The organism is Bradyrhizobium sp. LA2.1 (genome assembly GCF_040547725.1).
Classification (GTDB): domain Bacteria; phylum Pseudomonadota; class Alphaproteobacteria; order Rhizobiales; family Xanthobacteraceae; genus Bradyrhizobium; species Bradyrhizobium barranii.
Genome location: NZ_JBEPQI010000003.1, coordinates 327,918 through 352,531 on the forward strand (window position 1 = coordinate 327,918; position 24,614 = coordinate 352,531).

Genomic DNA, 24,614 nt, shown 5'->3' on the forward strand with positions numbered 1-24,614 from the left:
ACCCGTCCGGTTGTCCCCCCGGACGGGTCTTTTCTTTTCAGGCGTCTGATTTCTTGAACCGCTCGGCGCGATCAGCTTCCGGTTGAACGAACGCGGCGGCGCCCCTTGTCGGCGTCCGGGAGTCGCCCCGCAGGCCGGTTATGCTTGTGCGAAGCTTGACTCGAAAACACAGCAATTATCCGCACGACTACGGTGATTGACGACGACCGGCGTGTCGTTGCTGGACAAGTCAAAACTTTTCCACAAAATATTCATGTCGCGTCTAAATTGATTCGTGTGCGTTGCGTCGCGTCCGTATTTTTCTCCCAACGGGCTGGTTTATGACACATCGCCAAGAGGCTGTTCGCGACGTGGCGCGTGGCCGCGACATTGCGGCACGCTGGTGCGCTCTCGCCGAGCAGCGGCTGGAACATCTCTCCGAAATGTTCGAGACCGGACGCTGGCGCCGCTATCACTCCGAGCTCGCATTCCTCGAAAACATCCAGGAAGCCAAGCGCGCCGTCCAGACCTGGCGCGCGCTCGCGACCGGTGCTGACGTGGCCGCGGCGGCCGCGAGTGTCTCGCCCGTATTCGGCTGGTCGCCGGCGACCATGCCCCGCGTGTTTCCGCGCGACCAACAGGCGCAGACCGTGCAGCCGAAGGCCGTCCATATCGCCGCAGAGACCGCCCTCCCGGTCAGGCTCGCGCCCAAGCCGGAGGTCTTTGCCGAAATCACCGAAGCCCCGCTCGCGCCGCGAGCGACGCCTGCTACGGTGGCATTGTTCACTGCGCCCGCCGCTGTCGCGCCGCTCAAGGCTCCCGCTGCGCGGGCGCCGCTCACCGCACCCTCTGTGAGGTCGCCGGTCGCCGCGCCTGCCGCAATGGCGGCGTTCGCCGCACCTGCCGTGAAGGCGCCCCCCGCCACGCCTGCTGCAATGGCAACGCTTCTGCCGCAGTTCGCCCCGCCCGCCGCCGAAATCGTCGCCGCACCCGAGCGCGTCGTCGAATTCACCTTCAGCCTCGACGGCCTGCAAGCGAAGTACCCGCTGCTGAGGAACGCGTTTTAAGGCGGACATTCAAGACGGTCGCCGCGACTTCTTGCGCCGTCATCCTGAGGTGCGAGACACGTGGCGCAACGCGCCGCGTGGGGAGCCTCGAAGGATGCGCGGCCCGTCTGCCGCCGCGCTGACGCCTACTTCTTGGACCTCGGCGCTCCCGCCCGCCGCCGCGCAAGCTGGCTCACCGATCCCCAATCCGAGCGAATGAGCGCCTCCTTCTTGGCGCGACTCCACCCCTTGAGTTGTCGCTCGGCCGCAATGCCGTCGGTGATCCGATCGAAATACTCCGACCACATCAGGACCACTGGCCGTCTCGAATAGGTGTATCCCGGATAGGCACCGGCATTGTGTTCGTCGACGCGTCTCGACGCGTCCTCGCCGGTAGCGCTCCCGATATAGAAGGAGCCATCCGCACAGCGCAGCATGTAGACATAGATGCCCACAACATCATCCTTCGAGGCTCCCCGCGCGCTGCTGCGCACCGCACGGCTCGCACCTCAGGATGACGGCACTGTGCTTGTTGTCAATGCTTAGCGGAGCAACTTTTGAGTGTGTCGCCGAACAGCGTGACGTTGTCGAACCCAAGCTCCGCCTCTCGCCCCGTCATCCTGAGGTGCGAGACACGTGGCGCAACCCGCCGCGTGGGGAGCCTTGAAGGATGCGCGGCCCGTCTGCCAACGGCGCAGCTACCGCCGCACCGCATTGCCGCCGACCACCAGCTGCGCAAAGCGCTGCGCGCCGTCGGCCGACAGATCCGACGTCACCGCACGGGCGTGATCGAGCCCGACCACGGCGCCGCGCGGGGTTTCCGAGATCATGTTGTTGTTGACGAGCGCGGTGCCCGCGCCGGACACCACGGAGACGCCGACGCCGGCCAGCGCCTTGCGGATCACATTGCCCGTGATCGCGACGTCGCGCAGATATTTGCCCCAGCCGGCGACGATGCCATAGGACGGCGCGTTCTCGATCACATTGCCGGTCACGGAGCTGTCAGCCTCGATGTAGATGCCGACACCGGCATCGTCGTCGGGGGCGGTGCCGATCGGCCGCTTCGGGATCAGATTGCGGATGATGTTGCCCTGGACCACCGCGATGCGGCCGCCTTCGTTGAAATTGCAGACGGAGACGCCGACGGCGGCACCATCGACCGTGTTGTTGGCGATCACCGCGGCCTCGAACGCGAACTCCGAATAGAGCGCGACCTCGCGCACGTCGCTGACGCTGTTGCCTGATATGTGGATGTTCGACGCCGAATTGCCGCGCACCGCCGAGTAGTCGCAGTTCCTGATGCGATTGCCGCGCACGATCACGTTGCCGGCGCGAAACGCGTTGATGGCGTTGCCGTACTGGCCCGAGCCGCCGGGGCCCGCCTTGATGTCCTCGATGCGGTTGTCAGTGACCAGCGTGCCGTCGTCGCCGATTGCGGTGCGCAGGATCTCGATGCCGTTGTCGTTGGTGCCGATGATGGTGTTGCGCGAGACGCTGAGGCCTCTCGCGTCGAACGAAACCACTGCCGTCACCGCGATGTTGGTGAAGATGTTGCCCGAGATGTCGCCGGACACCTGCTCGAGCCAGATGCCGCTGCCGCCGGAGCCGGTGATCTCGCAATCGGTGATGCGGACGTCACGCCCGCCGAGGACGTGGATCAGTCCGCGCCGCGTCGGAAGCGGAATGCCGCCGCCGTCGAAGGTGATGCCGGTGAGGCCGATCGAGTCCGAGCCGTCGCTCTGGATCGCGGAAGCGCCGCCGGTGAAGACGAGCTTGGTCGCGCCGCGCACGCCGATCAGCTGGGCGCCATTCGGCAACCGCAGCAATCCGCTGCGATAGATGCCGGGTGGCAGTGCCAGCGGCGCCTGTGCCCGCGCAGCTTCGTCGATGGCGCGCTGGAGCACGCGGGTCTGGTCCTCGCTGCTGCCGGGCCGCACACCGTATTGCGTGGCATCGCGGCCGAGCAGGGATGTCAGCGGCGCCGCGCGCGCGGCGTCGGCCGGCATGGCGAGGGCGCCCGCGAGGCCTGCGGTCGAAGCTCCGATGAGATGACGGCGATTGAGGTCCATGACGCATCCTTCGGCGGACGCGGGAGGTCCGCGACCGACTAGGTAGCGCAGGGTGGCTGGGGCGGTGAGGATTGTTCGCGGTAGGGTTAAATGTTTACCGCAAAGACGGTGCCGTAGGGTGGGCAAAGCGTAGCGTGCCCACCATTGTTACACAAATGCGGAGGTATGGTGGGCACGGCGCTACGCGCCTTTGCCCACCCTACGAAATCTGAGTGTTCCGCTGCTTCCTTGCCAATCCCACCATCTCCATCAGCATGGCCTCGCCGGCATCAACCAGTTCGTCGAGCGTGATCCGCGGCGCACCCTTGCGCCGCACCGCGCCGCTGCGTGCGAGCAGGGGAATGTGGATGAACGCCGCAAGCTGTGGTCCGCCCGCCCTCACGTTCTCGATCGCGCGCCAGCTGAGATAATTGCAGAGATAGGCGCCGGCATCGCGCGAGGCGCGCGCGTCGATGCCGGTGAGGCGCGCGGCGCGCAGCAGTCTTGCCGTGTGCGGACCGAACGTCATCGCGTCCGCACGGCCGGCGATGCCGCGCTTGCTGGAGCGGGTGTTGGCGGCATCGGGCCAGAGCATGGTGACGGCATTGCGTGCGCGGGTCTCGATGCGGAGGTAAGGCGTACGCGAGGCGAGGCCGAACATCAGCAGCGCGTCGGGCTGTTCCTTCGCGAGCACATCAGGCAATTGCCGGTCGACCGCGGCATAGGTGACCGGGAAGATGTGGCTCGCGAGCGCGACATCGTCGAGCGCCGGACGGCGCAATTGCGCCAGCCGCGCCACCAGTGGCTGGGTCGGGTTATAGGGCGCGCCTGGAAACGGTCCGAAGCCGGTGAGGAGAATGCGGAGCTTTTCGCTCATTGCAGCAGCTCCAAAATCTGCTCGGCGGCGAGTGCCGGCGTGAGATGGCCTTCGGCCACCTCAGCCTCGATCTTCCTGACCTTGGTCCGCACCGACGCCTCGCTGCGTAGACGCGCCAGCATGCGCTGCTCCAGCATCGACCACATCCACTTCACCTGCTGCTCGCGCCGCCGTGCGGCGAAGTCGCCGGACGCGTTCATCGCCTTGCGGTGATCCAGAACCTTCTGCCAGAGTTTTGCAATCCCGTCGCCTGTCAGCGCCGAATAGGTCTCGACCGGCGGGTGCCAATGCTCGGACCGCGGCGCCAAAATATGCAGCGCGCCGCGATAGTCGGCGGCGGTGATATTGGCGCGCTTGAGATTGTCGCCGTCGGCCTTGTTGATCGCGATCATGTCGGCGAGCTCGACCAGGCCCTTCTTGATGCCTTGCAATTCGTCGCCGCCGCCCGGCAGCATCAGCGCGAGAAAGAAGTCGGTCATGTCGCAGACTGCGGTCTCGGACTGGCCGATGCCGACGGTCTCGACCAGCACGACGTCGAAGCCGGCGGCCTCGCACAACAGCATGGCCTCGCGCGTCTTGGCGGCGACGCCGCCGAGCGTGCCTGACGATGGCGAGGGACGGATGAAGGCGTCATTGGAGGCCGACAGCCGCGCCATCCGCGTCTTGTCGCCAAGGATCGAGCCGCCGCTGCGCGCCGAGGACGGATCGACCGCGAGCACCGCGACCTTGTTGCCCTGTTCGATCAAGTACGTCCCGAGCACGTCGATGGTGGTGGACTTGCCGACGCCGGGCGAGCCGGTGATGCCGACGCGAACCGCCTTGCCGGTGTCGGGCAGCAGCATCTGCACCAGCTCGCGCGCCAGCGCCTGGTGGTCGCCGCGCCGGCTCTCCACCAGCGTAATCGCCCGGGCGAGCGCCGCGCGACTGCCGGCGCGCAAGTCGCGGGCGAGGGTTTTGATGTCCAGCGAGGCCTTCTTCTCAGTCATGCCCTGCTTTACAACGCCCCGGCGGGGCAGGCGAGGGCCGCTCGCCCGATATCACCGAGTCGTTGCTGCCGCTGTCTGCACCGGCTTCACCTTGCGCCAGACCCACACCATCACCGGCCACAGCAGCGCGCCAATCGCCATGGCGGCGAGGATGGCAGCGACCGGGCGCTCGAAGAACGGCAGGATGCTGCCGTCCGACTTGATCAGCGAGGTCACGAAAGCCTGCTCGACCATAGTGCCCATGACGATGCCGAGCACCATCGCGGCCACCGGATAGCCGTTCGCCTCCATGACATAGCCGATGATGCCGAAGGCGGCGACGGTGACGACGCCGAACATGTTGTTGCCGATCGCGAACGAGCCGACCGCGCAGCACAGCATGATGATCGGCATGATGGCGGAGCGCGGCGCCAGCAGGATGTAGGCGGCGATCCGGATCATGGCGATGCCGAGCGGGATCATCAAAATGTTCGCGATGATGAACATCAGATAGATCGCGTACATGCTCGACGCCTTCTCGGTGAACAGCGTCGGGCCGGGATTGAGGCCCTTCATGTAGAGCACGCCGATCGCGATCGCGGCGATGGTGTCACCGGGGATGCCGAACAGCAGCGAGGGCACCCAGCCCGAGGCGATGCTGGCGTTGTTGCTAGCGCCGGCCTCGACCAGGCCCTCGACGTGGCCGGTGCCGAATTTCTCCGGCTCCTTGGAGAAGCGTTTCGACATCGCATAGGAGACCCAGGCGGCCATGTCGGCGCCCGCGCCGGGCAGCACGCCGATGATGATGCCGATGATGTTCCCGCGCGTCATCTGCCAGTGATACTTCTTGGTCAGCTTCCATTGGCCGGCCATGATGCTTCCGAATTTTCGTCGCGGCAACGGCGGCGGCTCGGGCGTCAGCATCGCGCGCATCACCTGCGCCACCGCGAACACGCCGACCAGCGCCGGGATCGGCTCGATGCCGCCGAACAAATCGGTGATGCCGAAGGTGAAGCGCGGCACGCCGCCGGGGTTCTCGATGCCGATGCAGGACACGAGCAGGCCGAGGAACATGCCCGCGATCGCCTTCACCGGCGAGGAGCGCGCGACCAAAGTGGCGCACATCAGGCCGAGCAGCGCCAGCCAGAAATATTCGAAGGTCGAGAACGACAGCGCGATCTCGGCGAGCGGCGGCGCCAAGATCATCAGCGACAGCACGCCGGCGATGCCGCCGACGGCGGAGAACCAGACGCCGGCCCCCAGCGCCAGCTCAGCCTGGCCCTTGCGCGTCATGGCGTAGGCCTCGTCGGCATAGGCGGCCGAGGCGGGGGTGCCGGGAATGCGCAGCAGCGCGCCGGGGATGTCGCCCGAGAAGATCGCCATCGAGGAGGCCGCGACGATGGTCGCGATCGCCGCGATTGGCGAGAGATAGAAGGTGACGGGGACAAGCAGGGCGGTCGCCATCGTCGCCGACAGGCCCGGCAGCGAGCCGATCACGAGCCCGTACACGGAGGCTGCGAACATCGCGATGATGACCTCCCAGGTGGAGATCAGCGCGAACGCTTCAATGAGGGTCTTGAGCATGGGATCACCAGGGCGTCGGCAACAGGCCAGCGGGGAGCGGCACGCGCAGCAGCTTGCCGAAGATGAGGTGGATGGCGAAGGGCGACAGCGCCGCGAGCGGCAGCGCCAGCTTCCACTTCGCCCCGAGCGCGGTCGAGGTGACGTAGACCATGATTGCCGCGGTGATGATGAAGCCGAGCCGGTCGGCGGCGGCGACGTAGAACAGCAGCAGCGCCGGCGGCAGCAGGGCGCGCAGACCGTAGAGCTTGCCCTGCGGCGGCGGTGCAGCCGCCACCTGGCCGTCCTCGAGCGGGACCAGCTCTTCCTCCTCCTCGAAGGAATGGCCGATGCCGAACACGATCGCGAGCCCGCACAGCGCGAGCCCGACACCGATCACGAGCGGAAATACGTTGGGGCCGACCGGCTGCCCCGGCACCGGCGGCAGGATCCAGCCGCCATAAGCAGCCGCCGCGCCGAGCACGACGAGAAACGATCCCGTGACGGAGTCGGGAAGACGCATGTGAGAATCCTATGCGAGGTATTCTCCCTCTCCCCACGCGCGGGGAGAGGGTTGGGCTGAGGGGGGCTCTCCACGGGGGAGGTGAGAATTGGACTCGTGGAGAGTCCCCCTCACCCCGAACCCGCGCTTCGCGCGGATTCCGGCCTCTCCCCGCAAGCGGGGGGAGGCGATCAGAGCATCGCAGGTGCGGATCACGCCTTGCTCAGGCCGGCGGCCTTCATCGCCTCGCCCATCTGGGCGTCGCCCTTGTCCATGAAGCTTGCGAACTGACCGGCATCGCCCCACACCGTGCCGAAGCCGCGGTTGCTCATGAAGTCCTTGAACTCGGCGGAGTCGTAGACCTTCTTCAGCGCTGCGGTGAGCTTCGTTGCGATCTCCGGCGGCAGGTTCTTCGGTGCGCCGATGCCGCGCCAGGCGCCGGTTGCGTAGTCGATGCCCATCGCCTCCTTCAGCGTCGGCACGTCCTTGAAGATCGGGTTGCGCGCCGGCGCCATGATGGCAAGGCTCCTTGCCTTGCCCGCCTCGATGATGGCGCGCGCCTCCGGCACCGAGCACGTCGTGAGGTCGAGGCCGCCGGCGGCGAGATCCTGCATCGCGGGCGCAGCGCCATTCGACGGCACCCAGGCGACCTGGTTGGCGGGCAGGCCCATCGCCTGCATCCAGCCGACCAGCGCGAGATGCCAGATGCCGCCCTGACCGGTGCCCGACGCCTTGAACTTGCCGGGAGGCGCCGCCTTGATGGCTTCGGCGAGCTCCTTGACGGTCTTGTAGGGCGAGGAGGAGGAGACCTGGATGCCGGGCGGGTCCTCGTTCATCAGCGCCAGCGGCGTGTAGCTCTTCGGCGTCAGCTCGGTGAGGCCCTGCCAGTGCATCATCGAGATTTCGACGGTGAGCATGCCGATCGTGTAGCCGTCCGGCTGCGCGGTCGCGATCGCGCTATGGCCGACCACGCCTGAACCGCCGGTGCGGTTGACGACGTTGAAGGGCTGGCCGAGATCCTTTTCCAGGAGGGCTGCGACAATGCGCGCAGTCGCGTCGGTGCCGCCACCGGCGCCCCAGGGCACGATCACGGTGACCGGCCGGGCCGGATACGCCTGTGCGCGTGCGGGTGTGAGACCGAATGCGGCGGATGCGGCAATCGCGGCGGAAGAGGCCGCAAAAGTGCGGCGCGAAATCTTGGACATCAATGCCTCCCAGCGGCGCCCGTGACACCGGGCGCTCTTGTCAATGAAGGCATTCTAGTCGGCTTTGCGGCGCCGCTGCAAGGTAGCGCTACCACAGCGTTGTGAGCAATGTGTCGCTGCTCAAAACATCATCACTGCGGCTCCGCCGCGTCGCCCTTCGGTCGCGCACCGCCGAAGATACGCATGCCTTCCGCCGTGAGATAGGTCTTCAGCGTTTCCCACGTCACGAAGGCGACATATTCGCCCTCGGCGTAGGGGCCAACCGCGTAAGGCGGATAGTGGAAGGTGAGCCCGGAACTCTTGCCCGTTTCGGTTGACGGCGCGAGCGTCACCGCGCCGATCTTGAGCAGGCTCGGCTCGACGCTCTTGAACCACTCGTCGGTCGCGGTCTCGCTGGTGTCGCGCTTCTTCTTCTCGACTCTCAGCGAAGCGATCACGGCCTTCACCATCGCCTTCATAGTTGCCCCGTTGTCGGTGGTCTCGGTGAAGAACGGGCGGATCGAGATGCGCTTGCCCTCGCTCTTGTCCCACAGGATCGTGTTCACGTCCGAGTTGGGATGGGCGCCATGAGTGTCCATGTAGTCGTTGCGCAGGACGCTGACATAGCGATCTGCAACAACGGAGCGGATCGCATATTTGCGCTCGAAATCCCAGCCGCCGTCCTTGAAGAACTGCGGATCTTCCTTGCGCGAGGCGGCGGCCTCGGCCGCGTTCTTGTCGAGCCACTTCCTGCCTTCGGCCAGGCAATCCGCCGCGAGCGCCGCATCCGCCTTGATCCTGTCGTCGAGGAAGACGCGGGCGTCGATGCTCTTGGTCTTGATGATGGCGTCGGGCTTGGGGTCCGCGGCGAGGGCGGAGATCACGCACGTTGCGCTAAGCGCCATGGCGACGCTCAAACCGATCATGAACTTCAATGGGAGTGCTCCTTACGTGAGCGTCAGAATATTTCGAGGATGTGGTCTGCGATCTGCTGCGCAGAGTGGGGGGAGGCGGAGCGCCGGACAGTCGCCTGCGCCTGCAAGCCGGTTGCATCCTCGATGATCTGCTCGACGTCGATCAGGTTGAGCAGCGAGAAAGAGGCCTCCGGTTCGACCTCGACCAGGACATCGATGTCGCTGTGCGGGTGATAATCGTCGCCGTCCCGCGTGCCGAGGATGGCGAGCTTCGAGACGCCCTTGGCTTTGATGGCATCAGCGTTCTGGCGTATCGCAGCGATGACCTCATCACGTGTCATGGAGACAATCCGGCCGGTGATACGGCCAGCGTACCATCTACTCCGCCGCCTCGCTATGCCCGAGCCGGGCATTCAGCTTGCGGATCAGCTCCTCGGCGGCTTCCGCGATCACCGTGCCCGGCGGGAAGATGGCTTCGGCGCCGGCCGCATAGAGCGCGTCGTAATCCTGCGGCGGCACCACGCCGCCGATGATGATCATGATGTCGTCGCGGCCCTGTTTCTTCAGCGCGGCCTTGAGTTCAGGCACTGCGGTGAGATGGGCGGCGGCGAGCGAGGAGACGCCGAGGATGTGCACGTCGTTCTCGACCGCCTGCCGCGCAGCTTCATCGGCAGTTGCAAACAGCGGCCCGATGTCGACGTCGAAGCCGATGTCGGCGAAGGCCGAGGCAATCACCTTCTGGCCGCGGTCGTGGCCATCCTGGCCGATCTTGGCGACCAGGATGCGCGGCCGGCGGCCTTCCGCCTCCTCGAAGGCGTCGATCAGCGCCTGAACCTTCTCGACCTGGTTACCCATGCTGGACGCCTCCCGCTTGTAGACGCCGGTGATGGACCTGATCTCGGCGCGGTGCCGGCCGAACACCTTTTCCATCGCGTCCGAGATTTCGCCGACGGTCGCCTTCGCCCGTGCTGCGTCGATCGCGAGCGCGAGCAGATTGCCGTTGCCTTCGCCGGCCGAGCGCGTCAGCGCGGCAAGCGCCGCGTCGACGTCGGTCTGGTTGCGCTCGGATTTCAGTCGCGTCAGCTTGTCGATCTGGAGGCGGCGGACATTGGTGTTGTCGACCTTGAGGATGTCGATGGGAGCCTCATCCGTCGGCTTGTACTTGTTGACGCCGATCACCGCCTGCTTGCCGGCATCGATCCGGGCTTGCGTCTTGGCCGAGGCCTCCTCGATGCGCAGCTTGGGCACGCCGGCCTCGATCGCCTTGGCCATGCCGCCGAGCTCCTCGACCTCCTGGATGTGGCTCCAGGCCTTCGCCGCGAGGTCGCGCGTCAGCCGCTCGACATAATACGAGCCGCCCCAGGGATCGATGATGCGGGTGGTGCCGCTCTCCTGCTGCAGGAACAGCTGGGTGTTGCGGGCGATGCGGGCCGAGAAGTCGGTCGGCAGCGCTAAGGCCTCGTCGAGCGCGTTGGTGTGCAGCGACTGGGTGTGGCCTTGGGTGGCCGCCATCGCCTCCACCGTCGTGCGCATCACATTGTTGAACACGTCCTGCGCGGTCAGGGACCAGCCCGAGGTCTGGCAATGCGTGCGCAGCGACAGCGAGCGCGGGTCTTTCGGGTTGAACGGCTTCAGCAGCTTCGCCCAGAGCAGGCGCGCGGCGCGCATCTTGGCGACTTCCATGAAGAAGTTCATGCCGATCGCCCAGAAGAACGACAGGCGCGGTGCGAAGCGGTCGACGTCGAGGCCGGCGGCAAGGCCGGCGCGCAGATATTCGACGCCGTCGGCCAGCGTGTAGGCGAGCTCGAGGTCCTGCGTCGCGCCGGCCTCCTGCATGTGATAGCCGGAGATCGAGATCGAATTGTATTTCGGCATCTTCGTGGAGGTATAGGCGAAGATGTCCGAGATGATCCGCATCGAGGGCGTGGGCGGATAGATATAGGTGTTGCGCACCATGAACTCTTTCAGAATGTCGTTCTGAATGGTGCCCGAGAGCTTTTCCGGCGGCACGCCCTGTTCGCCGGCGGCGGCGACATAGAGCGCGAGGATCGGGAGCACCGCGCCGTTCATGGTCATCGACACGCTCATCTGGTCGAGCGGAATGCCTGCGAACAGCGTGCGCATGTCGTAGATGGAATCGATGGCAACACCGGCCATGCCGACGTCGCCGCCGACGCGCGGATGGTCGCTGTCGTAGCCGCGATGGGTGGCGAGGTCGAAGGCGACCGAGAGGCCCTTCTGTCCTGCCGCGAGGTTGCGGCGATAGAACGCGTTGGAATCCTCCGCCGTGGAGAAGCCGGCATATTGCCTGACGGTCCAGGGCTGGTTGACATACATTGTCGGATAGGGGCCGCGCAGGTAGGGCGCGATGCCCGGATAGGTCTCGAGGAAATCGAGCCCGGCCAGATCGGCCTCGCCATAGGCGGGCTTCACCAGAATGCCCTCGGGCGTCAGCCACGGCTCGGCGCTGCCTGACGGCGCGGCGGTAGCGATGCGCTCGAAGGCGACGTCGGCGAAATCAGGAATGCGGCTCATGGTTTCAACCATATCATTAGACGCTCAATCATGATCCGGATGTTGATGGCTTACGATGGTCGCCATCTTTTCCGGCCCGTAATTCTGCTGCGTGGTCTGGCTCGGCAAATTGGAGATTCCGACCACCCAGCCGAGCCGGGATTCGGATCCGTATTGGCGCGTCGGCACCAGCTGGTCGGGCCGGTCGAAGGCGCCGGTCATGATCTCGATCCGGTCGCCGTCGATGCGGCCAAAGCTCAGCGGCGTGCCGCAGGCGGCGCAATAGCCGCGATCAGCGATCGAGGAGGAGCGGAAGAACGCCGGCTGCCCCTTGCTCCAGGCGAAGTCCGTCCGGTTGATGTCGGCGAAGGACGCGAACGGCGCGCCGCTCGCCTTCTGGCACATCCGGCAATGGCAGATCGAAACCCTGTTGGGGGTTGCCGAAATCGCAAAGCGCACCGCGCCGCATTGGCAACCGCCGGTGAAAACTGGTTTGCCCGCCTCGCTCATGCCTGCTCCATCCGTCGGTAGGCGTCTTGCAGTGTCGCAAGCGCATCGCCTCCGGCGAAGACAAAACCCGTGACGCCGGCCGCACGGAGTGCCGCCTCGGCATCGGTCGGACGGCCTGCCAGATAGATATGTCGCGCGCCCGCCGTTTGCAGGGCCTTCGCCGCGGCGTCGGCGTGTTCCGGATAGACCTTGTCGCTGGAACAAAGACAGGCGAGCTCGGCGCCGGAGGCCTTGAATGCGGCGGCCAGTTTGGCCGGATCGGCAAAGCCCTCGCTGTCGACGGCCTGGATGCCGCCGGCCTCGAACAAGCTCTTGGCAAAGGTCGCCCGCGCCGTGAAATCGGCGGGCGTGCCGAGATTGGCCAGAAACACCTTTGGCCGCGCGCCGCGCGCCTTCAGCGCCGCATCGGATTTGTCGCGCAACGCCTCGAACGGTTCCGCAAGCCGGATCGGCGGCAGCGCATCGAACTTGTACTTCTGCTCACCGTAAGGCGCGAGCGCGACCGGCGTCGCCTTCAGCACCGCCGTTTCGCTCTCATGCAGGTTGGGAAACTCGCTGGCGCCTGTCAGCACGTCGCGGCGTTTAGCGATATTGGCGTCGCGCGCTTTTCGCGCGGCTGCGACCTTGCTCTGGAACAGGCCTTGCTGAAGCGCGGCGAAGGCGCCGCCGGCTTTCTCGCTCTCCTGGAACAGCGCCCAGGCGGCGTCGCAAAGCTGCGCCGTCAATGTCTCGATGCCGCCTGCGCCGGCGGCGGGATCGCTGACCTTGGCGAGGTTGCATTCCTCCAGCAGCAGGGCTTGCGTATTGCGCGCCACGCGCCGCGCGAATGGATCAGGCAGCCCGAGCGCCAGCGTATGCGGCAACACGGTGATCGCATTGGCGCCGGCGAGCCCGGCCGCGAATGTCGCGATGGTCGCGCGCAGCATGTTCACGTAGGGATCGCGCTGCGTCAGCATGCGCCAGGCCGTATCGGCGGCAATGAACAGCGGCTTCGGCGTCAGCCCGCACGCCGTCTCGATGCGTGCCCACAACAGCCGCAGTGCGCGGAATTTTGCCATGGTCAAAAACTGGTCGGCATCCGCAGAGAGCCGCGCATAGATCATTCCCTGCGCCTGCTCCAGCGGAACGCCGGCACCTTCGATCGCGCGCAGATAGGCGACGCCGCAGGCCAGCACGAACGCGAGCTCCTGCACCTCGGAGCCCCCGGCATCGTGGATCACACGCCCGTCGGCGGACGCGAACGGTCCCGTGAAGCCGAGCGCGGCGAGACCCTTGATGGCGCCGGTGACGGCCGGAACGATCTCGTCCCATGTGTAGGGGCTGTGTCCCCACACCGCGCCGGCCGCAAGCGGATCGAGCCCGAAGCGGATGTTGCAGGCGGCGGGATCGAGGCCGTTGCTCTTCACATATTCCGCGACATGGATCGCCGCCATCCGCGATTGCGGACCGATCTGGAGCTCGATGCCGATGCCGGCATCGAGATGAATATCCTTGAAGACCTTGGCGACAGCATCGGCCGAAGGTTCCAGCCCGAACCCGTGAGCGCCACTGCCGCCGGCGAACACCAGCGCGAGACCCGTCGCGCCATTTTCAAGATCGGTCAGCGCCTGCGCATTCGCGAGCGCTGCATCGGGATGGTCGATCCGCTGCATGATCTGCCACGGCGCGGCGGCAGGCCGTCCCACCACGGGCGCAACGCCCCGGGCGCGGGGATAGAGCGGGTCGATCTTGAGGCCGTCATAAGTCTTGCCGACCAGCTTCTCGAACGGCGCGCCCTTCAGCACGCCGTCGACCAGCTTGCGCCAGTCGTCGACCGTGGCCTTGGGAAAATCGGCCGCGAGCGGCAGGTCGTCAGTCACGGAGGTCATACGGCCAAGGGCTCCCAAAAATCTTGTTGTTCGCAGGCGAAATTGCCACGGCCGGCCGTCGCTGCAAACGGTTGTTTTTGGTTAACCGGTATCCGGAAGCCGCTCAATGCCTTGCGTCGAGACGCTGGCAAGCCCGTCACGCGCACGTATGCCTGAGATTACGCGGTCGGGCGCGATTTCAGCCAGCGGCACCAGCACGAAGGCGCGCTCGAACAAGCGCGGATGCGGCAAGGTCAGGTCGGGCTTCTGCAAGCTGACATCGTCATAGGCGATCATGTCGAGATCGAGCGTGCGCGGGCCCCATTGCCTCTCCTTGTTCCGCGTGCGGCCGAATTTCTGCTCGACCTTCTGCATCACGAACAGGAGTGCATGCGGATCGAGATCTGTCTCGATCTCGATGCAGGCATTGATGAAGGGATCCTGGTCCTCGTCGCCCCAGGGCGGCGTCGCATAGTCCGAGGAGCGCGCGACCAGCGCGGCTTGCGCCATGCCGCAGATGTGCGAAATCGCCTTCCGGAACGTCGCGCGGACATCGCCGACATTGCCGCCGAGTGCGATCAGCACACTCGCCATCTCAGGGATGCCGCGAGCGCGTCAGCATGATGCCGACGTCGTCGAAGATCGCGGCGATCGGCGCATGCGGCTTGTGCACGGTGATCTTCACGGCGCGGATGCGCGGGAAGTGCGACAGGATGGCATCGGCGACCGCGCCGGCCGCCCGCTCCAGCAGCTTGTAATTTGTGTTCTTGAACGCCGCCGTCGTGGTCGCCACGACTTCGGCATAGGACACCGTATCGGCGAGCCGGTCGCTACGCGACGGCTCCGACAAATCGGTATAGAGCTCGAGATCGATGACGAAGCGCTGGCCGACTTCGGTCTCGTGATCCATCACGCCGTGGCGGGCGTGGATCGACAGGCCGGTGACGAAGATCGTATCGGTCATTGCTTGCTCTCGATTGCGTTCGCGACCCGCAGGGCCTGCAAGGTCTCGGCGACGTCATGGGTCCGGATGATCTTGGCGCCGCGCTGTGCGGCGATCAGATGCGCGGCGATCGAGCCGGCGAGCCGTTCTTTCGGCTCCGAGGGCGATACCGAGGCGATGAAGCGCTTGCGCGAAGCGCCGACCAGGACCGGCAGGCCGAACATATCGAATTCGCGCAGCCGCGCCAGCGCAATCATGCTCTGCTCGGCCGTCTTGCCGAAGCCGATGCCGGGATCGAGCACGATTTTTTCGCGCGCAATGCCGGCCTTGGCGGCGATATCGAGCGAGCGCAGGAAGAACGCCTTCATGTCTGCGACGATGTCGATGGCGGAATCGACGGTCTCGCGGTTGTGCATGACGATGACGGGGACGCCGCGCGCGGCGATGAGCTGTGCCATGCCGGTGTCGCGCTGCAGGCCCCAGACGTCGTTGGCGATCGCAGCGCCCTGGTCGAGCGCAAAGGCCACGACTTCAGCCTTCATGCTGTCGATCGACACGGGCACGCCCAGCGCCACCACGCCTGACAACACCGGCTTCAGCCGCGCCAGCTCGTCCGCCGCCGTCACCGGCCGGGCGCCTGTGTAGGGCCGGGTGGACTCGGCACCGATGTCGATGATGTCGACGCCGGCCTCGATCATCGCCCGCGCCCGCGCAAGCGCCAGCTCGGGCGCGATAAACTCGCCGCCGTCGGAGAAGGAATCCGGGGTGACGTTGAGCACGCCCATCACTGCCGGAATCGGCCGCTCCAGCAGCGTCCGCAGCACGTCGGGCCCGGCCGAGCCGGCCGGCGGGACGGATGGGGAGGGCGAGGCATTCATGCGGCCCGCTTTAGCGGTCGGGGAGGGGGGATTCAAGGTGGGAGGTGGCGAATGTCGATGTGTTCGCGGAGCATCGATCGCCTCCACTGTCATTGCCCGCGAAAGCGGGCAATCCAGTATTCCGAGGCCGTGCGGTGATACGGAGGAGCCGCAGCGTACTGGATACCCCGCCTTCGCGGGGTATGACACCGAGAGCTAACGCGGCAGGTCGTATGCCGAGGGAGATGCCCTAATACGTAATCTTCGGCGGCAGCTTCTTCGCCTTGGCGATGATGTCGCCGACCGATTTTTCCGAGGGCAGGATGCGGACGAGCTTCTTCTTCACGTTGGCTTCCCGCATGCTCTGGGCGAGCCGTGCCGGATTCCGATAAGCGAGCTCGCGCACGGTGGTGACGCCGGCGGCGCGGACGAGGCCGACCTTGGCCCGGCCCATCCCGGGAATGCGCATGTAGTCGGAGACGTTGGCCCATTCCAGCAACTGCTGCTCGCTGATGCCGGTCTTGGCGGCGAGCGCCTTGCGACCCTTCACGGTCGAGGCCGCCTCGAGCAGCGCGTCGGTCGTGCGGATTCCTTGCGCCTTTAATTTGTTGGCGGCAAAAGCCGGCAGGCCCTCAATCTCGGAGATCGGATATGTCATGATGCTCGATATGAAAAGCGTCGCTCAGGCGAACTGGCTGAGGCCCGGCGTCCCCGCAATGATCTTGCCCATCTGATCCGCTCCGATTTTGTCTCGGCCGTAGCGGAAAAGTTCACGGGCAACGTTCTGAATCTCGGACATGCCAAGTCCCAGGCCCATCAGGCGCGTGCCGACGGCCATCAGGCCGCCGCCCATCAGCCGCGACAGTCCGCCGCCGCTCCTGGACGCCTCGATCGCCGCTTCTGCACCGGGAATCTGATCGATCAGCGCTTCGACGTTCTCGGAAGGACCTTCGCTGCGGAGGAAGCCCAGGATAATGCCGACGGTCTTTTCAGCCACAGCACCATCTATGCTGGCGTTCGACGCCAGCCGCCCGATCAGCTCGTCCATAAGGCCCGCCCCTCAGCCGGTTTGCATGCCCGAGTATTGCTTCCGAAATGATCTTGATCCGGAGCGATGTGAAATACAAGCGATGAACGCACGCAAGGTTCCGATTCACTCTCGAAGGCGCGAAAAGTGTTGCAACGATGCAAGAGCGGAGATGGATTCAGCGAAAAATTGCCGCGGTGCGAACGCGTCTTTCCTACTTTCGGCTGATGTCGGCGGTATGTTTCCGACAATGTCGCATGCTCAGGGCGCGTTGAACGGTTTTAATCCGCACGCGACATGCGTTAAACTACGGAGCAGGTGCATTCGAGTTTCAATAGGCGAAACACGGCAGAGAGATCAGAGAGAAGCATGACCGCACAGGACAGCAAGCTCGGCGACACCGACGACAAGATCTTCGTCGGCAAGGGAGACGAGCAGGCATGGCTGACGCTGGCGCTTGCCAATCGCCACGGCCTCGTCACGGGTGCAACCGGGACCGGTAAGACGGTATCGCTGCAAGTCATGGCGGAAGGATTTGCGCGCGCCGGCGTTCCGGTCTTCGCATCCGACATCAAGGGCGACCTCTCCGGCATCTCCGAGGTCGGCGAGGCCAAGGATTTCATTGTCAAGCGTGCCGCCGAGATGGGGCTGACGTTCCAGCCCGACCAGTTCTCGACGGTGTTCTGGGACGTGTTCGGCGAACAGGGCCATCCGGTGCGGGCGACCGTCACGGAGATGGGGCCGCTTCTGCTCGCGCGCATGCTCGACCTGAATGACGTGCAGGAAGGCGTGCTCAACGTCGCCTTCCGCGTCGCGGACGACAACGGGCTGACCCTCATCGACATGAAGGATCTGCGCGCGCTGCTCGATGCCATCGTGCCGGATGCCGGCAAGAAGGGGGCGGACGCCGTGGAAAGCCCGCTTGCCGACATCAAGAAGGAGGCTCAGGGTTTTGGCAACGTCACCAAGGCCACCGTCGGCACCATCCAGCGCCAGCTTCTGGTGCTGGAAAACCAGGGCGGCACCAAATTCTTCGGCGAGCCGGCGCTGACGCTGAAGGACTTCATGAAGACCGACCGCGACGGCCGCGGCATGGTCAACATCCTTGTTGCCGACAAGCTGCTGCAGAGTCCACGGCTTTACGCGACATTCCTGCTGTGGATGCTGTCAGAATTGTTCGAGGAGCTGCCCGAGGCCGGCGACCTGCCGAAGCCGAAGCTGGTGTTCTTCTTCGACGAGGCACATCTGTTGTTCAACGACGCGCCGAAGGCGTTGATGGACAAGATCGAGCAGGTGGTGCGTTTGATCCGATCCAAGGGCGTCGGCGTCTATTTCGTGACGCAAAACCCCGTCGACGTGCCGGACCGCGTGCTCGGGCAATTGGGCAACCGTGTCCAGCATGCGCTGCGTGCCTTCACCCCGCGCGACCAGAAGGCGGTCGCCGCAGCGGCCCAGACCTTCCGGCCCAACCCGAAGCTCGACACCGCCAAGGTGATCATGGAGCTCGGCAAGGGCGAGGCGCTGGTGTCCTTCCTCGAAGGCAACGGCACGCCGACGATGGTCGAGCGTGTCATGATTCGGCCGCCATCGGCCCGCATCGGATCGATCACGCCGGAAGAGCGCAAGGCGATCATGGATGCGAGCCCGGTGAAGGGCAAATACGACACCGCTGTCGATGCCGAATCCGCCTACGAGATGATCCAGAAGCGGATTGCCGGCACGGCCGCGACTGCCGATGCCGGTGCGGCCGGCGGAGGTGGCGGCATCCTCGGCCAGATCGGCTCGATGGTCGGCACCATCTTCGGCACTAACGTCAAGCGCGGCCGCCTGTCCGCGGGCCAGGTCATTGCGCGCGACGTGACGCGATCGGTCACCAACCAGGTGATCGGGGGGATGGCGGCCAATCTCGGCAAATCGGTCGCCGGCCAGCTCGGTGGCTCGATCGGCCGCACCCTGGTGCGAGGCGCGCTCGGCGGGCTGCTGCGTCGTTAGGCAGAGAAGCCGGATTTGAGGCACTAAAGCCTCCATTGCGTCAAGCCCGGCAGGACGAAATCTCGCGAGTATTTGGATGCGATTGCCCCGCACGCCGGGCGAGGCCGAACACCATAAATTCAGGTGAAGGGGGTTCTCCAAGCGTCCGTCGGTCTGCTACGTGCTATTTGTTGCCGACGGGACATAATGTGACATCACCGAATCTATCAGACAAACTTGGCCCGCACAGAGCCTTGTCGCTGCGTGCGCCGCTCGATCTGCTCTTCCTGATCTGCTGCGTCCTCCTGACCGCTGACGTGCTCGTTCCCGAGATCTTCGGCCACGGCAAGACCAAGGATTATGGGCTGTGGTACTGGGCCGGGCAGCAGGTGCTGCACGGTAGATCGCTCTATCCCGACCAGATCGGCGAGTATTTCGAATTCATTTATCCACCGCTGCCGGCGATCCTGCTGGCGATCCCGAGCTGGTTCGGCAAGATCCCGCTCTATGTCGTGCTGTCGATCCTGAACGTGGTGGCATGGTGGTACACGGGCAACTTCTCCAATGCCATGACGGGATCGGGCCGCAGGCCCGGCCCATGGCTCGAAGCGCTGCCGGCCATCGTCACCGTGACCTTCGTGTTCGACATGTTCGACCTCGGCCAGCCGAACCTCGTGCTGCTGGCGATGATGCTCTGGGGCTTCTGGTTGTTGCAGCGTCAACGGTCCTGGCTCGCGGGCTTCCTGTTCGCGCTCGCCACCGCCATCAAGGTGTTTCCGATCGCGGTGCTGCCCTATCTGATCTGGCGCAGGAAGTGGGCGGCCACCGTCGCGACGGTCGCTTTCACCGGCATCCTTCTCTATGTCGTGCCTGCACCGATCCGCGGCTTCGAGCGCAACGCGGCCGAGCTCAAGACCTGGTACCAGGGCATGGTCGGCACGAGCTCGGAAAAGGGCTTTGGCCAGCGCGATGAGCAGAACTGGTCGTGGGTCAACCAGTCCCTCATTGCCGTCACGCACCGTCTGGTCCGACCGATCAACTACAATCAGGAAGATCCCAGCAAGCCACCGCGCACGATGAATGTCATCGACGTCGACTACAAGACGGCGAACTTGATCGTGATGGCGTTGTCGGCGTTGCTCGGGCTCGGCTTTCTCGCGGTGATGCCGTCGCAAGCGCGGCGAACGGCGCGCTCGGATGCGGAGGAGCTCGGCATCCTGTTCTGCCTGATGACGGTGGCATCGCCGCTGGCGCGGCAATACTACTTCATGTGGCTGTTCTTCCCGATGACGGTGCTGATGCATCGCGCCGCCTTCGACGCGCGACCGAACGTGCGGCTGGGAACCTGGCTCGCGCTGGGCGCCGCCGGCATCCTCATGCTGCTGTCGCTGCCGTGGTTTCCCAATGTCATCCAGGCCTGGGGCAATAACCTTGTCGCGACCGCCATTCTTGCGGGTAGCCTCGCATGGCACATCCGGCATCCGCCGGTTGCGGCTGGCTCCGAGGCGGCGGCAGCGCTAAAACCCGGTACCTCTTGAGACTCAAAAGTCAGGAATACGACCATGGCCAATGCGCAGCTTCAATCGGTGCTCGATCACATCGACAAGGATTTTGACAACAGCCTGGAGCGTCTGTTCTCGCTGTTGCGGATCAAGTCGATCTCTGCGGATCCGGCTTTTGCCGCCGACTGCAAGGCCGCGGCCGAGCATCTCGCCAAGGACATCGCGAGCCTCGGTGTCGCCACTGAAGTGCGCCCGACCGCCGGCCATCCCGCCATCGTCGGCAAGACCGGGGCCGGCGGACGGCCGCATGTGATTTTCTACGGCCATTACGACGTGCAGCCGGTCGATCCGCTCGATCTCTGGCACCGTCCGCCGTTCGAGCCTGCCGTCACCGACCATGCCGACGGCCGCAAGATCATCGTCGCGCGCGGTGCCGAGGACGACAAGGGCCAGGTCATGACCTTCGTCGAGGCCTGCCGCGCCTGGAAGAAAGTGACGGGCTCGCTGCCGATCGACATCACCTTCCTGATCGAAGGCGAGGAGGAGGTCGGCTCCAAGAATTTCGTGCCGTTCATCGAGGCCAACAAGGACGAGTTCAAAGCGGACTACGTGCTGGTCTGCGACACCGGCATGTGGGACCGCAACACGCCCGCGATCACGACGTCGCTGCGCGGTCTGCTCTATGAAGAGCTGAAGATCACCGCCGCCAATCGCGATTTGCATTCCGGCGTGTTCGGCGGCAGCGCCATGAACCCGATCCGGGTACTGACGAAAATCCTGGGCGGCCTGTTCGACGACGACAACCGCATCACCATCCCCGGCTTCTATGACGGCGTGAAGGATCTGCCACCCGATATCCTGGAGCAGTGGAAGAAGCTCAACCTCACGCCGGAGATGTTCCTCAAGCCGATCGGTCTGTCGATCCCCGCCGGCGAGAAGGGCCGGCTGCTGATCGAGCAGGCCTCGTCGCGTCCGACCTGCGACGTCAACGGCATCTGGGGCGGCTATATCGGCGAAGGCTCCAAGACGGTGATTCCGTCGCACGCCTCGGCCAAGGTCTCGTTCCGCCTGGTCGAGGGGCAGGATCCCCAAAAGATACGCAAGGCCTTCCGCGACTACGTGACGGCGCGTATCCCCGGCGACTGCAAGGTCGAGTTCGGCGATCATTCCGCCGCGCCCGCGGTGGCACTCGACTGGAACATGAAACCGCTCGCCGCCGCCAGCAAGGCGCTGACCGAGGAGTGGGGCAAGGAGACCGTGCTGATCGGCTCGGGCGCCTCGATCCCGATCGTCGCCGATTTCAAGCGGACGCTTGGGCTCGACTCGCTGCTGGTCGGCTTCGGATTGGACGACGACAACATCCATTCGCCGAACGAGAAATACGACCTCCGCAGTTTCCAGAAGGGCATCCGCTCCTGGGCGCGGATCCTCGCGGCGCTCGCGGACGTGAAATAAGCGCGGTGCCGTAGCCGTAGGGTGGGCAAAGTGTAGCGTGCCCACCACTTCCCAGGCGAGTTGCAAGATGGTGGGCACGGCGCTATGCGCCTTTGCCCACCCTACGAGATCTCTCCTCGTCATTGCGAGCGAAGCGAAGCAATCCAGAATCCCTCCGCGGAAGCAGTCTGGATTGCTTCGCCGCTTCGCGCCTCGCAATGACGGGTGCGGCGGCGACCGCCCCAAATAAAAACGCCGCCCGGAATTGGGCGGCGTTTCATTCCGAAACGTGTAGAGGGTGTTGAGACCTACCCTACACGAAATCCAGAAAATCTCAAGACCGGTAACCCGGAAGCTCGCGGTCGAGCTTGCGCAGCAGCGGCGGCCAGACCAGGTTGGTGGCGCGCAGCTCGGCGCGGTCGCGGTTGGCGAGCAGCTCGGTGTTCTTCTCGATCGCAATCTCCTCAACCGGGTAGACCGGCGTGCCCAGCGCGCGCGTGCGCACCTGCATCGAGCAGGCGCGCTCGAGATGGTACATGCGCTCGAACGCTGAGGCGACCGACCGGCCGACCGTCAGCGTGCCGTGGTTACGCAGCAGCATGTGGTTATGGTCGCCGAGGTCCTTCTGCAGCCGCGGCCGCTCGTCGTGGTCGAGCGCGATGCCCTCATAGTCGTGATAGGCGAGGTCGTGGGTGACGAGCTGGGCGGTCTGGTTCAGCGGCAGCAGCCCTTCCGCGCTGCTCGACACCGCGGTGCCGTCGAGCGTGTGGAGATGCAGCACGCAGATTGCGTCCTCGCGCACCTCGTGGATCGCCGAATGGATGGTGAAGCCGGCCGGGTTGATGCTGTACTCGCTCTCGGAGAGCTGGTTGCCGTGCAGGTCGACCTTGACGAGGCTCGATGCCGTGATCTCGTCGAACATCAGTCCGTAGGGGTTGATGAGGAAATGATGGTCGGGGCCGGGCACGCGGGCGGAGATGTGGGTGTCGACCAGATCGTCCCAGCCGTACAGCGAGACGAGGCGGTAGCAGGCGGCGAGATTGACCCGTTGCTGCCACTCCGCCTCCGTCATGTTCGACGGCACTTCCTTCAGGCGCGCTTCCGCTGGCGACATGGCTTATCTCTCCGAACATCGTTGTTGCGGGGAGGGAGCGTAGTCGCGGGTGAGGCTGGCGGCAAGGCGGTCAAATCGCAGCAGCCACGCGTAGCCCGCATGGAGCGCAACGTAACGCGGGGGCCTCACGAAAGGTCCCGGAGAAAATTATTACGGCGCCGGGATCGACAGCAGGCTGGAAATGCTGCGGCCGCGGATGTCGTAGACGCGGGCGAACACCACGTCATCGCGCTTGATCTCGACCATCACGGGCGCGGTGAGGCCCTTGCAGTAGAACTCGCCGAGCGTCATCGCGAAATCGGCCGCGTTGGAATCCCAGCCAATGGTGAAGTCGGGCCCGAGCGCCACCTGGGCCGGGCGCTGCGGACCGCACACCGCGACCTTCCATTTACGGTTTCCCGGCGCCACTTCCTGCCGCTCGACGATCTGCTCGCGCAGTTCGTCCGAGGCCTGCTTCAGCGCAAGGCCCCAATAGTCCAGCATGAAGCGGTCGTCGGCGCCGCGCACGGTGCCGGCGATGTGGTTGAAGTGCGTGTACTGATAGGGATGCAGCCGGATCATCTCGGCCAGCGAGAGCGCGAGGCCGAAGCAGAAGGTCGCGAGCACGACGGGCTGCCAGGTGCGGTGGTTGGTGCGCAGGCGCTCCATCGCCCAGGCAAAGGCGACGCCGCCGAGCACCGCCATCGGCGGGATCACGAAGACGAAGTGGCGGATGCCGTTGTACAGCGCCGGCCGCTTCACCATCGCGATCGCGAGCGGCAGGGTCGCCGCCAGCGTCAGCATCAAGAGGATGGTCTTGCGGCGCGCCGGAACCTCGCGGCGCGGCAGCATCGCGAAGGTGCTGACCACGGCGCCGCCCATCAGCACCAGCATCACCTCGGGAAGCTGCAGCGCGAACAGCGTCGGCAGATAGGACCAGGGCATGTCGGGCACGGACACGATCGCGCCGTCGAACATCTCCTTCCAGGGCTTCTCGAAGAAGTGCGAGAAGTAGGTCAGGGCCTCGAAGGGATTGCCGGGCTCCATGATCGACCACGGCCAGATCAGGCCCATCACGAGATAGCCGAACACGAGGCCGGGCAGCAGCACGTAGACGACATGGGCGAATCGGCGGGCTGCTTCGCGGGCGCCTTCGGTGCGCAGCTCCTCCAGGAACAGCGGCATGAAGCCGATCATGGCGTAGACCAGCGCGAGGCCGCCGAGGACGCGGCAGCCGAGCGAGAGGCCGGCACCCAGGCCGACGATCAGGATCGTGCGCGGCGACGGCTGCGGATATTCCTCGGCGAGGCGTACGAGGCCCAGCATCAGGATGATCATGGCCACCGCGAAGGGCGCATCCTTCGGGTTCATGAACATGTGGCCGTAGAAGATCGGGCAGAGCGCGAGCAGCAGGAGCGCGGCAAGACCGGCAAGGGGCCCGCCGATGCGGCGGCCGAGCCGCCACGTCACCGCAAGCCCGATCACGCCGACCATGGCGCCGAGCATGCGTCGCGTCTCGAACAGCTCGAGCGGAATGACCTTGTGCAGGAGAGCCGCGACCATGTCGAAGCCGCCGCCATACATGTAGAGATTCGCGAAAGAGAGCGCCGCGGTGTCCCTGAAGCCGGAACCGAACATGCGCAGCAGCAGGTCGGCATATTCAGCGTGGGTGTAATCGTCCCAGCCGAGCCCGTAGTCGCGGAAGGTCAAGCCTGCAATGACGGCGACCGCAGCCAGCACCAGCATGGCGAGATCGTCGCAAGTCCGTTCAACCGAGCGCCGCAGAGGCGTGTCGATCGCCGAAGTCGTGATGGATGTCATGGCTATTGGTGACCCGGAAT

Annotated in this window: 23 protein-coding genes; 4 read left to right on the forward strand and 19 right to left on the reverse strand. The window is 65.3% G+C overall.

All coding sequences use genetic code 11. The features are described 5' to 3' along the window. Positions 1–350: 350 nt before the first annotated feature. Positions 351–1,046 carry a TIGR03809 family protein gene (locus tag ABIB95_RS07005; RefSeq protein WP_354238464.1) on the forward strand — a complete coding sequence of 232 codons (696 nt, stop codon included), beginning with the start codon at positions 351–353 and terminating at the stop codon, positions 1,044–1,046. Between the two features lie 125 nt (positions 1,047–1,171). On the opposite strand, the gene ABIB95_RS07010 is transcribed toward ABIB95_RS07005, so the two are convergent. The 17 genes from ABIB95_RS07010 to ABIB95_RS07090 all read right to left on the reverse strand — a co-directional run bounded on the left by ABIB95_RS07010 (position 1,172) and on the right by ABIB95_RS07090 (position 16,794). Continuing rightward, entirely contained in the window at positions 1,172–1,480 is a 309-nt protein-coding gene (locus tag ABIB95_RS07010) for a GIY-YIG nuclease family protein (RefSeq protein ID WP_354238333.1), read from the reverse strand. A gap of 243 nt (positions 1,481–1,723) precedes the next feature. Further along, positions 1,724–3,094: a TIGR03808 family TAT-translocated repetitive protein gene (locus ABIB95_RS07015; RefSeq protein WP_354238334.1), complete on the reverse strand. Its 1,371-nt coding sequence runs from the start codon at positions 3,092–3,094 to the stop codon at positions 1,724–1,726. A gap of 199 nt (positions 3,095–3,293) precedes the next feature. Continuing rightward, positions 3,294–3,950 (reverse strand): pyroglutamyl-peptidase I, encoded by a 657-nt coding sequence (locus tag ABIB95_RS07020; RefSeq protein WP_354238335.1) that lies wholly within the window; start codon positions 3,948–3,950, stop codon positions 3,294–3,296. Next, positions 3,947–4,936 (reverse strand): methylmalonyl Co-A mutase-associated GTPase MeaB, encoded by a 990-nt coding sequence (meaB, locus tag ABIB95_RS07025; protein WP_354238336.1) that lies wholly within the window; start codon positions 4,934–4,936, stop codon positions 3,947–3,949. Before meaB ends, ABIB95_RS07020 begins: the two co-directional genes overlap by 4 nt. 51 nt (positions 4,937–4,987) lie before the next feature. Further along, positions 4,988–6,499 (reverse strand): tripartite tricarboxylate transporter permease, encoded by a 1,512-nt coding sequence (locus ABIB95_RS07030; protein ID WP_354238337.1) that lies wholly within the window; start codon positions 6,497–6,499, stop codon positions 4,988–4,990. Positions 6,500–6,503: 4 nt separating this feature from the next. After that, positions 6,504–6,998 (reverse strand): tripartite tricarboxylate transporter TctB family protein, encoded by a 495-nt coding sequence (locus tag ABIB95_RS07035; RefSeq protein WP_354238338.1) that lies wholly within the window; start codon positions 6,996–6,998, stop codon positions 6,504–6,506. Between the two features lie 191 nt (positions 6,999–7,189). After that, positions 7,190–8,182 (reverse strand): tripartite tricarboxylate transporter substrate binding protein, encoded by a 993-nt coding sequence (locus ABIB95_RS07040; RefSeq protein WP_028146998.1) that lies wholly within the window; start codon positions 8,180–8,182, stop codon positions 7,190–7,192. A gap of 131 nt (positions 8,183–8,313) precedes the next feature. Further along, the gene (locus ABIB95_RS07045; protein ID WP_085402697.1) at positions 8,314–9,087 is read right to left on the reverse strand and encodes an RsiV family protein; all 774 of its coding nucleotides are present in this window, start codon (positions 9,085–9,087) and stop codon (positions 8,314–8,316) included. Positions 9,088–9,119: 32 nt separating this feature from the next. Then, complete coding sequence (locus ABIB95_RS07050; protein ID WP_085402698.1) at positions 9,120–9,416, reverse strand: nucleotidyltransferase family protein; 297 nt, start codon at positions 9,414–9,416, stop codon at positions 9,120–9,122. 37 nt (positions 9,417–9,453) lie between these two features. Then, complete coding sequence (scpA, locus tag ABIB95_RS07055; protein WP_354238339.1) at positions 9,454–11,610, reverse strand: methylmalonyl-CoA mutase; 2,157 nt, start codon at positions 11,608–11,610, stop codon at positions 9,454–9,456. 24 nt (positions 11,611–11,634) lie between these two features. After that, entirely contained in the window at positions 11,635–12,099 is a 465-nt protein-coding gene (locus tag ABIB95_RS07060; RefSeq protein ID WP_085402699.1) for a GFA family protein, read from the reverse strand. After that, complete coding sequence (locus ABIB95_RS07065; protein WP_354238340.1) at positions 12,096–13,967, reverse strand: methylmalonyl-CoA mutase family protein; 1,872 nt, start codon at positions 13,965–13,967, stop codon at positions 12,096–12,098. The genes ABIB95_RS07060 and ABIB95_RS07065 overlap by 4 nt, the downstream gene beginning before the upstream one ends. A gap of 81 nt (positions 13,968–14,048) precedes the next feature. Then, complete coding sequence (gene folK, locus ABIB95_RS07070; RefSeq protein WP_354238341.1) at positions 14,049–14,540, reverse strand: 2-amino-4-hydroxy-6-hydroxymethyldihydropteridine diphosphokinase; 492 nt, start codon at positions 14,538–14,540, stop codon at positions 14,049–14,051. 1 nt (position 14,541) lies between these two features. Next, positions 14,542–14,910: a dihydroneopterin aldolase gene (gene folB / locus ABIB95_RS07075; protein ID WP_008553485.1), complete on the reverse strand. Its 369-nt coding sequence runs from the start codon at positions 14,908–14,910 to the stop codon at positions 14,542–14,544. After that, positions 14,907–15,767 (reverse strand): dihydropteroate synthase, encoded by an 861-nt coding sequence (folP, locus tag ABIB95_RS07080; protein WP_354238342.1) that lies wholly within the window; start codon positions 15,765–15,767, stop codon positions 14,907–14,909. Before folP ends, folB begins: the two co-directional genes overlap by 4 nt. Before the next feature lie 229 nt (positions 15,768–15,996). Continuing rightward, on the reverse strand, positions 15,997–16,404 hold the full coding sequence (locus ABIB95_RS07085) for a DUF4332 domain-containing protein (protein WP_071915663.1): 408 nt from the start codon (positions 16,402–16,404) through the stop codon (positions 15,997–15,999). 24 nt (positions 16,405–16,428) lie between these two features. Beyond that, positions 16,429–16,794 carry a hypothetical protein gene (locus ABIB95_RS07090; protein WP_063984593.1) on the reverse strand — a complete coding sequence of 122 codons (366 nt, stop codon included), beginning with the start codon at positions 16,792–16,794 and terminating at the stop codon, positions 16,429–16,431. 348 nt (positions 16,795–17,142) lie between these two features. On the opposite strand from ABIB95_RS07090, the gene ABIB95_RS07095 reads away from it, so the two are divergent. The 3 genes from ABIB95_RS07095 (at position 17,143) to ABIB95_RS07105 (ending at position 21,701) form a co-directional block, all read left to right on the forward strand. Next, the gene (locus ABIB95_RS07095) at positions 17,143–18,765 is read left to right on the forward strand and encodes a helicase HerA-like domain-containing protein (RefSeq protein ID WP_354238343.1); all 1,623 of its coding nucleotides are present in this window, start codon (positions 17,143–17,145) and stop codon (positions 18,763–18,765) included. Positions 18,766–18,998: 233 nt separating this feature from the next. Then, positions 18,999–20,282, forward strand: coding sequence for a glycosyltransferase family 87 protein (locus ABIB95_RS07100; protein ID WP_354238344.1), 1,284 nt, complete (start codon positions 18,999–19,001; stop codon positions 20,280–20,282). 24 nt (positions 20,283–20,306) lie between these two features. Next, entirely contained in the window at positions 20,307–21,701 is a 1,395-nt protein-coding gene (locus tag ABIB95_RS07105; protein ID WP_354238345.1) for a M20/M25/M40 family metallo-hydrolase, read from the forward strand. A 313-nt stretch (positions 21,702–22,014) separates the two neighbouring features. Here ABIB95_RS07105 and ABIB95_RS07110 read toward each other — a convergent pair whose 3' ends face one another. Both ABIB95_RS07110 and ABIB95_RS07115 read right to left on the reverse strand, forming a co-directional pair. Then, positions 22,015–22,794 (reverse strand): class II aldolase/adducin family protein, encoded by a 780-nt coding sequence (locus tag ABIB95_RS07110; RefSeq protein ID WP_028153549.1) that lies wholly within the window; start codon positions 22,792–22,794, stop codon positions 22,015–22,017. A 150-nt stretch (positions 22,795–22,944) separates the two neighbouring features. After that, positions 22,945–24,594: a glycosyltransferase family 39 protein gene (locus ABIB95_RS07115; RefSeq protein ID WP_063984589.1), complete on the reverse strand. Its 1,650-nt coding sequence runs from the start codon at positions 24,592–24,594 to the stop codon at positions 22,945–22,947. Positions 24,595–24,614 lie beyond the last annotated feature (20 nt).

Excerpts from the sequence above, each read along its gene's own strand:
- ABIB95_RS07035 (WP_354238338.1), bottom strand. The coding sequence starts at position 6,998 with ATGCGTCTTCCCGACTCCGTCACGGGATCGTTTCTCGTCGTGCTCGGC.
- ABIB95_RS07015 (WP_354238334.1), bottom strand. The coding sequence starts at position 3,094 with ATGGACCTCAATCGCCGTCATCTCATCGGAGCTTCGACCGCAGGCCTC.
- ABIB95_RS07060 (WP_085402699.1), bottom strand. The coding sequence starts at position 12,099 with ATGAGCGAGGCGGGCAAACCAGTTTTCACCGGCGGTTGCCAATGCGGC.
- meaB (WP_354238336.1), bottom strand. The coding sequence starts at position 4,936 with ATGACTGAGAAGAAGGCCTCGCTGGACATCAAAACCCTCGCCCGCGAC.
- ABIB95_RS07110 (WP_028153549.1), bottom strand. The coding sequence starts at position 22,794 with ATGTCGCCAGCGGAAGCGCGCCTGAAGGAAGTGCCGTCGAACATGACG.
- folP (WP_354238342.1), bottom strand. The coding sequence starts at position 15,767 with ATGAATGCCTCGCCCTCCCCATCCGTCCCGCCGGCCGGCTCGGCCGGG.
- ABIB95_RS07085 (WP_071915663.1), bottom strand. The coding sequence starts at position 16,404 with ATGACATATCCGATCTCCGAGATTGAGGGCCTGCCGGCTTTTGCCGCC.
- ABIB95_RS07065 (WP_354238340.1), bottom strand. The coding sequence starts at position 13,967 with ATGACCTCCGTGACTGACGACCTGCCGCTCGCGGCCGATTTTCCCAAG.
- ABIB95_RS07105 (WP_354238345.1), top strand. The coding sequence starts at position 20,307 with ATGGCCAATGCGCAGCTTCAATCGGTGCTCGATCACATCGACAAGGAT.
- scpA (WP_354238339.1), bottom strand. The coding sequence starts at position 11,610 with ATGAGCCGCATTCCTGATTTCGCCGACGTCGCCTTCGAGCGCATCGCT.
- ABIB95_RS07090 (WP_063984593.1), bottom strand. The coding sequence starts at position 16,794 with ATGGACGAGCTGATCGGGCGGCTGGCGTCGAACGCCAGCATAGATGGT.
- ABIB95_RS07115 (WP_063984589.1), bottom strand. The coding sequence starts at position 24,594 with ATGACATCCATCACGACTTCGGCGATCGACACGCCTCTGCGGCGCTCG.
- folK (WP_354238341.1), bottom strand. The coding sequence starts at position 14,540 with ATGGCGAGTGTGCTGATCGCACTCGGCGGCAATGTCGGCGATGTCCGC.
- ABIB95_RS07020 (WP_354238335.1), bottom strand. The coding sequence starts at position 3,950 with ATGAGCGAAAAGCTCCGCATTCTCCTCACCGGCTTCGGACCGTTTCCA.
- ABIB95_RS07050 (WP_085402698.1), bottom strand. The coding sequence starts at position 9,416 with ATGACACGTGATGAGGTCATCGCTGCGATACGCCAGAACGCTGATGCC.
- ABIB95_RS07095 (WP_354238343.1), top strand. The coding sequence starts at position 17,143 with ATGACCGCACAGGACAGCAAGCTCGGCGACACCGACGACAAGATCTTC.
- ABIB95_RS07030 (WP_354238337.1), bottom strand. The coding sequence starts at position 6,499 with ATGCTCAAGACCCTCATTGAAGCGTTCGCGCTGATCTCCACCTGGGAG.
- ABIB95_RS07045 (WP_085402697.1), bottom strand. The coding sequence starts at position 9,087 with ATGATCGGTTTGAGCGTCGCCATGGCGCTTAGCGCAACGTGCGTGATC.
- ABIB95_RS07040 (WP_028146998.1), bottom strand. The coding sequence starts at position 8,182 with ATGTCCAAGATTTCGCGCCGCACTTTTGCGGCCTCTTCCGCCGCGATT.
- folB (WP_008553485.1), bottom strand. The coding sequence starts at position 14,910 with ATGACCGATACGATCTTCGTCACCGGCCTGTCGATCCACGCCCGCCAC.